This is a genomic window from Vibrio sp. ER1A (genome assembly GCF_000733315.1).
In the GTDB taxonomy this organism is placed as follows: domain Bacteria; phylum Pseudomonadota; class Gammaproteobacteria; order Enterobacterales; family Vibrionaceae; genus Vibrio; species Vibrio mediterranei.
This window is the reverse complement of sequence record NZ_JPJA01000065.1, coordinates 1-6527: the sequence shown is the minus strand read 5'-3', so window position 1 is coordinate 6527 and position 6527 is coordinate 1. Positions and strand designations below refer to the sequence as shown.

The window sequence follows — 6527 nt, the reverse complement described above, 5'->3', positions numbered from 1 at the left end:
GATGTTGTCAATGATGCGGGGTAAGCCCGTTTCATGACAAAAAGCAGCAATCAAACCGAGGTGGTCGAGGCGTTTAATAACAGGCTGGGGTGCAGACATAATAAGCTCCCGTCAAATAACAGTAATAGATCAAAACTGGTGATCGGCGTCAAGGGAAGCGTGAGTTCTTGCTGCCTAAATGCTCACCAGATCACACTATTTTAAAATCTGAAATATGGTGCGGAATGACGGCTAAACCAGTCTTAAAACAGGACTTCAACCGGCCAAGCTAATTGACGCTGGATCGGTCAAGCTAGTTGACGCGCTATAAGATGTAGCTTTTCTGGATTAATAATTGCATTTATCTGGAAAATGGGTTATAGATAAAAATCTAAGTGTTTTATATTTTAGGAAAGTTTAATGAACAAAAGTAAAATGGCATTAGGTATAACTCTTTTGGGGGTTTCAATTTCATCAATAGCAGCGCCTACAAACGGTAGCCTAACGTTTTCTTTCAGTGGTCAGATCCCAGCAACAGCAACAGCAGGTACTGGCTGGGCATTCGTTCAAGCTGATGGTACGACACCCTACACTGCACCAGCCAATATCCCGCTTGTCTCTAAAAATACTACTAGTGGTCTTGAACTGACTTCGTCATTAGCAACTTTCTATGTAAAACCATCAACTGGCAGTTTTACAGATGCTTCGAATATCACCGCGAGGCTAGTTGCTAACCCAACACTTTTAGGCACAGCAATTATCGCAAGTCAACTAAACAATGTGACCTCAAGCATATATATTAATGGCACTCCCTTAACGACGACTAGCGCTAAGGTCTACACTATATCTGGTTCTAGCGATAGTACTCCTAAAGCCATGGGGCTCTCTGCATCTGTAGAGGTGCCAACAGCTGCTCGTAACCCATCGGGTGGTGCAATTCAAGTGATGGCAATTTTACAAGTGGCAGCAGACATTACTTAATTTTCCGATATAAGGAGGGAAAGCTTTCCCTTCTTATTATAATTTTGCTTATATATCATGAAATAATTGATTATGCGTTTAAATTTTCTATTTTTGTCGGCGCTATTGTTCTCATTCTCGTCTTTCGGCATTACAGTGGATAAGATGGTAATTATACCATCTAAAGATGATGTGCCAGAATTGAAAATAAATAACCCTGATACATTTCCAGTTTTTTTTCGAGTGACACTTTCTGAGCTTAATAATAATAAAGTGGTAAAGTTTAGAGAAGAAGAATTTCAAGATTGGCCAGTCTACTTAGAACGGAATGAATATATTATAGGTCCTGAGGAAGAAATTACTATTCCAATTCAATTGCTTGCTTGGCAAATTGGTAAGAAACAAGAGAAAGACCGTATCGTTGCTATTGATATTACGCCTGAATCGATAGCGGACAATTATAATCAAGGGCAAGTGATGAATATCCTAATCGGCTATCGAGTTTGGTTAATCTTGTCCAAGGATGGAGAAGTCATTGGCAAACCTTCAGTAGAATTAACGAAAGAAGGGTATGTGTTAAAAAACAGCTCTAATAGTGTTGCAATATACGATATTGATTTATGCCAAAGCGAATTTAAAAAGGACGTAGCATGCAGTGGCTCAGAGTTCGTGTTAAGTGGGAAAGAAAAAAAACTTAATATTAGTGAATTCAAAAATGGCAAAGCAAATATAACCATGAGAGACCCTTATTCTAGGTATCAAATTAAAGCTTCAATAAAACTACCATGAATATTAGGTTGATACTTGTTTGTTTTGGTGTGTTTGCTGCTCATGCAATGGCCGATAGTTTGAATAATATTGCAAATCTTACTTCTATTGATGGTCGCTATAATAATATATCCTTAACCCCTGACGCTTCAAATCGGTATGCTAGTTTCTCTCAAATGAAGGATAGAAAAATAAAGCTTTATGTTGTTGGTGCCCATGTTGACCCAATAACTTTAGAAAGTAAATTATCCTTTTTAAAAGCAAAGATATTACCAAGTGAGAAAGAGTTGCTTAAAAACTACCTTGCATCTGTTGGTATTGACAAAAAACACATTGATGAAGTTACAGGTTATTTAATTCGAGGCGTAGAAAGCTCTACGCAATGTAAGGGGAAGAAATCGGAGTGTCTTGTATTTGAACCCGAATTGTCGTCTGTAGTGGATTTTTATAACAATAGCGTACGGTTGTTTGTACCTAGCAAAATGTTTAAGACATCTAATGATGCTATTGTTATTAAAAGCCAAGGAGAAAATATGCTTGTGAGTAAGTTCTATGGAAACTTATCATACGGAAACAACTATTCCACTTATATTATCAGATCGAACAATATTCAAGGCTTAGGTGATGGATATTTAAAATATGACATTAATCTTAACAGTTATAATAATAGTTTGGACAAATTCAACTACAACTTAGACTTGAAAAAATACGCAGCGACAGTGGGTCTTATATCGGACAATCAACGTTTAGGTGTTGCTGGACAAAATGCTTTTTTCGATGGGAAATTTGTAGGTGTTCAGCTCTCAAATCAAAAGTTACGAGAGATAAAAAAATTTGCAACGAAAGGTGTAGAGTTCTTTTCCCCATCTAATGGTGTTCTGTCTGTGTATAAAGACGATAAACTGGTTTATCAGAAAAATATTGCTTCAGGGATGAATACCATCCTTTATTCAGACTTGCCATATGGTAACTATGACATTAGTTACGACGTGTCTAAAGGGGACGCTGTTGTCTTTAGAGCCGATGCATTCATTCCGAATAGCTCCTCGTTTGATGCTGGCGAAATGTCCACATATGTACGTGCCGGGACTACCGAAAACAACAGCAAATTAGGGGGTAATGGCTTCATGTTTGATGCTGGGGTTAGTATTCCACTATATAAACAGCATAGTCTAATCGGGAGTTTATCAACTTTAGAAAACGAACATTTTTTAGGAGTTGGCTATTACGCAAATATAGACCAGGTGCAATTTAATACGAAGTTTTCAATCAGTGAGAATGCCCATAAGTTAAACGCTAATTTGTCTTCGGGTTATTTTAACCTATCGGTAAATAACATCGATGTAAACAGGGATGTAAAAAGCTACTTAGGTGACGAGGATAGTCTAATGGCTTCGTTATCTTTTAATAAGGGAGTGGGCGCTTTGTCTTTTGGCGGAAGCGTAAGCTACAATGAAACTGGAGGACATGGTAGCTATACAAGTTTGAACGCTACCGCTAACTATTTATTTAATAATGGAGTAAGTTTATACGCAAACTACAACTCAGGTGGCGATAGTCAGGGTAATGTCAACATTGGTATCACAATACCTCTGTTTGATAGAAACCATAGTTACAGTTCAATGTACTCAAATGGTGGAAATCATAGCCAATTAGTAAATACAGTTAGTAGTAGTTACAAATTAAATGACAACATTACAGTCAACAGCGGCCTATCCCATACTTACCTAGATAATGACGTGGACGCTTATGTTATAGGAAATTACAGCAATGATAAAATTAATGGTTCAGCAGGCATTAATCGACTGTCAACTGCCGATATGAACTATAACGGTTCTTTCTCAACGACTGCTTATGTTACATCGCATGATGTTTATTTAAAAAACTCAATGTCTCAAAAAACCAGTGCCATTGAAGTTATTGGTACAAAGGATTTAGTAAAAGGAAGTATTAAGTGGCGCGACAATATTTCTGGTAGTAAGTCAATTAAAAAATTAACGGAAGATAGCTTGATTGAGATGCCCCCTTATAGTCAGATTGTCGTTGATTATGAGTTTGGCAATGATAAGTATTCTTTAAGTGCTATAAACATCAAGAGGCATACCACATGGGGTATGCTGAATGGCAAGGTTCATTATGTGAATGTGAAGCAGAAGAAAATCGGTAATGTTCTTATTGTAAGTAATGACACTACAACTAAGGGCATTGTTTGCACGGGTAATGCTTGTGTTAGCCATCAATCAGTCAATGATAGGGTGATTAAATTCAAAGTGGAGCCTAACAAACCGTTCTCAATTCATAAGGAAGGTAAAATGTGTTTTAGTGGCATTGTTGAACATGGAAAAACAAAAATAGGGCTGTGTGAAAGTTGATTAATTTTATTATCGCCCCCTTATTGTGCTTAGCTTATTTCATACTTAGCTCAGATGAAGTTACGCCTACCTTCGAAGAGGGTAGGAAAGAAATAGGTTGTATAGACGGGGTGTTTTATGATTCTATTTATTTCGACAATGATTCATACGAAGTAGATTTAAACCAAGAAACAACTAATAAGTGGAATGAACTTGATAAATCACTTAAGTTAGTAGTGGTGGGTTTTACTGATAAAATAGGCAAAGCTGAATACAACTACAATCTTGGCTTAAAGAGAGCGAACTACGTAAAGGAAATTCTTGAGACTAAGGGTTTTTCAAGTAAAAGTATTTATTCCTGCAGCGTTGGGGAGAAGCACGCTGACTACATAGAAGATGAGTCTAGAAGAAGCCTCCTAAGACGAGTTGATATTTACATCAAATATAACAGAGGTCAGTGAGTATGATAAATAAAAAAATATTAATTTCACTAACTTTGAGTTTTTGTTCAGTTTCCATGATTTCTTACGCGTCCTCTCCTTCAAAAGAAGCGCAAACAATAATAAATTTATCTCTTACTATACCAGGAAATGAAATCACAGGTCAGCTTAATAGCTACGCAATGGATGGTTTTTTTAGGAGAATGACATATAACAAAGCCAAAAAGAAATTTGATGACATTCACTTTCAAATAAGGACTGAGTCCGCAGTCGACCCTATATCACCTAATTATACTTTTACTCAATCTTACAATGAGTTATCTTGTTATAATGGAAAAAACATAATCCGTAGACCAATGGTTTTGAGCATTGGTGGAAAAAAAATGGAGAGCGGTGAGATTAGGCTTACGGGCGCAGCCTTGTGGTATATAGGTGCTGATAAGTATTATTCTGATGTGCTATTGACAATTTCCAGTGAAGAAATTGAGATGGAAAATAGCTCACAATGGTGTACTGGTTTGGTTTCTCTTATTGCCTATCAGGAGATATAATGATTACGTCCTTACGTCCTTACGTCCTTACGTCCTTAGCTGTATTTTCTAGTATTTTTACTGGTTTTACATTCGCCAATAATGGTTTTGTTGCAGATAAACACTATGACATGAAAATAAAGTATGACCCATCTAGTGGTGAATTTTATGATTTGAAGTTTTTGAACTCATTGCATTCTTCCATAGAAAAATTAAGCTCATCAGAAATAAAAGTAATACATACAACAGATAATTTATTAGGCACTACTGTTGGAGGAGTTGTTGACCAGGGAATAGTAAATACTTTGAGTGCCAATAAGAACTTCTCGCTGACTAGTACGTCTGGACATTACCCACCAATAACAGGAGAAACTGGAATAAAAAAAGCCCAGCTTTATGCAATATACCAGGGGAATACCTATTACTATCCTGGATTTAATAATGGATGCTCCACAGCTTATAGAACCGGTAGTGTGTATGAACTCACAGTGATCGACCCGTATAAGGGCGCGCTTTGTTTGACCACTTTATATATAGGGCTTGGAAGCACTTACACTTCAGACCCTACAGCATCTTTTATTGAAAGGTATTTCAAGTTTGACCTAAATCAGTTAAATGATGCTGGTTATGGGACTTACAAGGGGACTTATATCGCAAACAATCAAGCAATGACTTACTATCAGGGAGCTCACCCGCAAAACACCTGGAATGTCACACAGAACTACATTTACCACATAACCGTTGAAATTATTTCATCCCTAGCAGAAATAACAGTCACAAATCCCAATTTAAATTTTTCTGTATCAAAGAAAAATAACTACATAGAGGCCTATGCTGAAACTAGTTTTAACATTAACGGTTTTTTCAATGATTACAGTAAAATAAACATAACCGTAACAAGTGCTAATGCAGGGCAATGCAAAAACAGCAACTTGTGTTTATATAACGCTAGTTCAAACATGTCTATCCCCTACGAACTTGAAATATTTGAAGGCTCAAACTCAACAACGGCTAAATTCAAATACTCAAATGATACCGGATATATAGTACCAAGTCATCGAAACCATTCATATGGCAATATGAGATTTAGCTTATTATCAAACGAGAGCGGGTTGACAGGAAAATTTAACGACGTGCTTACTATAAGGGCCAGTTTACCTTTGTAAGCGTTTTTCCTCTCGATGGTTAAGAAACTCAATCATAACCATCAAGGCCGTTTATGAGGTAAATATCCAGTTTGAATTGTGACTGTTTGCTGCAAATTTAAGGTCAGATTGTTTTATAGACAATATGGGTGTTTTTTCTACCAATTTACGGTATTTAGACGGACTTATCCTACGCTGCCACGCCTAATCGCCGCGCTTCACGCATGCTCATTCGACGATTATCCAGTAGTTGATCATTCTTTGGGCCTTTCATAAAACCTGTAAATTCCATTCTGCCTCCGCATAGCACACACTGGTATGGATCGTTACCTGTAAACCCGAGATTCCGCAGCA

Annotated in this window: 7 protein-coding genes and 1 pseudogene; 6 read left to right on the top strand and 2 right to left on the bottom strand. The window is 37.1% G+C overall.

Annotated elements, in window-relative coordinates:
* A partial coding sequence (locus HW45_RS29920; RefSeq protein ID WP_160171199.1) for a DUF4277 domain-containing protein occupies nt 1-99 on the bottom strand: 99 nt, incomplete at its 3' end.
* Nucleotides 100-399: 300 nt separating this feature from the next.
* Here HW45_RS29920 and HW45_RS04695 point away from each other — a divergent pair.
* From HW45_RS04695 to HW45_RS04670, 6 genes are all read left to right on the top strand, one after another.
* Nucleotides 400-960 carry a hypothetical protein gene (locus HW45_RS04695; protein ID WP_038225281.1) on the top strand — a complete coding sequence of 187 codons (561 nt, stop codon included), beginning with the start codon at nt 400-402 and terminating at the stop codon, nt 958-960.
* A 144-nt stretch (nt 961-1104) separates the two neighbouring features.
* Entirely contained in the window at nt 1105-1728 is a 624-nt protein-coding gene (locus HW45_RS04690) for a hypothetical protein (RefSeq protein WP_235225362.1), read from the top strand.
* Nucleotides 1725-4079, top strand: coding sequence for a TcfC E-set like domain-containing protein (locus HW45_RS04685; protein ID WP_038225279.1), 2355 nt, complete (start codon nt 1725-1727; stop codon nt 4077-4079). Before HW45_RS04690 ends, HW45_RS04685 begins: the two co-directional genes overlap by 4 nt.
* On the top strand, nt 4076-4519 hold the full coding sequence (locus tag HW45_RS04680) for an OmpA family protein (RefSeq protein ID WP_038225277.1): 444 nt from the start codon (nt 4076-4078) through the stop codon (nt 4517-4519). The genes HW45_RS04685 and HW45_RS04680 overlap by 4 nt, the downstream gene beginning before the upstream one ends.
* 2 nt (nt 4520-4521) lie before the next feature.
* The gene (locus HW45_RS04675; protein WP_038225275.1) at nt 4522-5049 is read left to right on the top strand and encodes a hypothetical protein; all 528 of its coding nucleotides are present in this window, start codon (nt 4522-4524) and stop codon (nt 5047-5049) included.
* Nucleotides 5049-6194: a hypothetical protein gene (locus HW45_RS04670; protein WP_038225273.1), complete on the top strand. Its 1146-nt coding sequence runs from the start codon at nt 5049-5051 to the stop codon at nt 6192-6194. Before HW45_RS04675 ends, HW45_RS04670 begins: the two co-directional genes overlap by 1 nt.
* Before the next feature lie 169 nt (nt 6195-6363).
* Here the strand turns inward: HW45_RS04670 and HW45_RS29260 are convergent.
* Nucleotides 6364-6527, bottom strand: a pseudogene (locus HW45_RS29260) (IS91-like element ISVa3 family transposase); the annotation flags it as partial.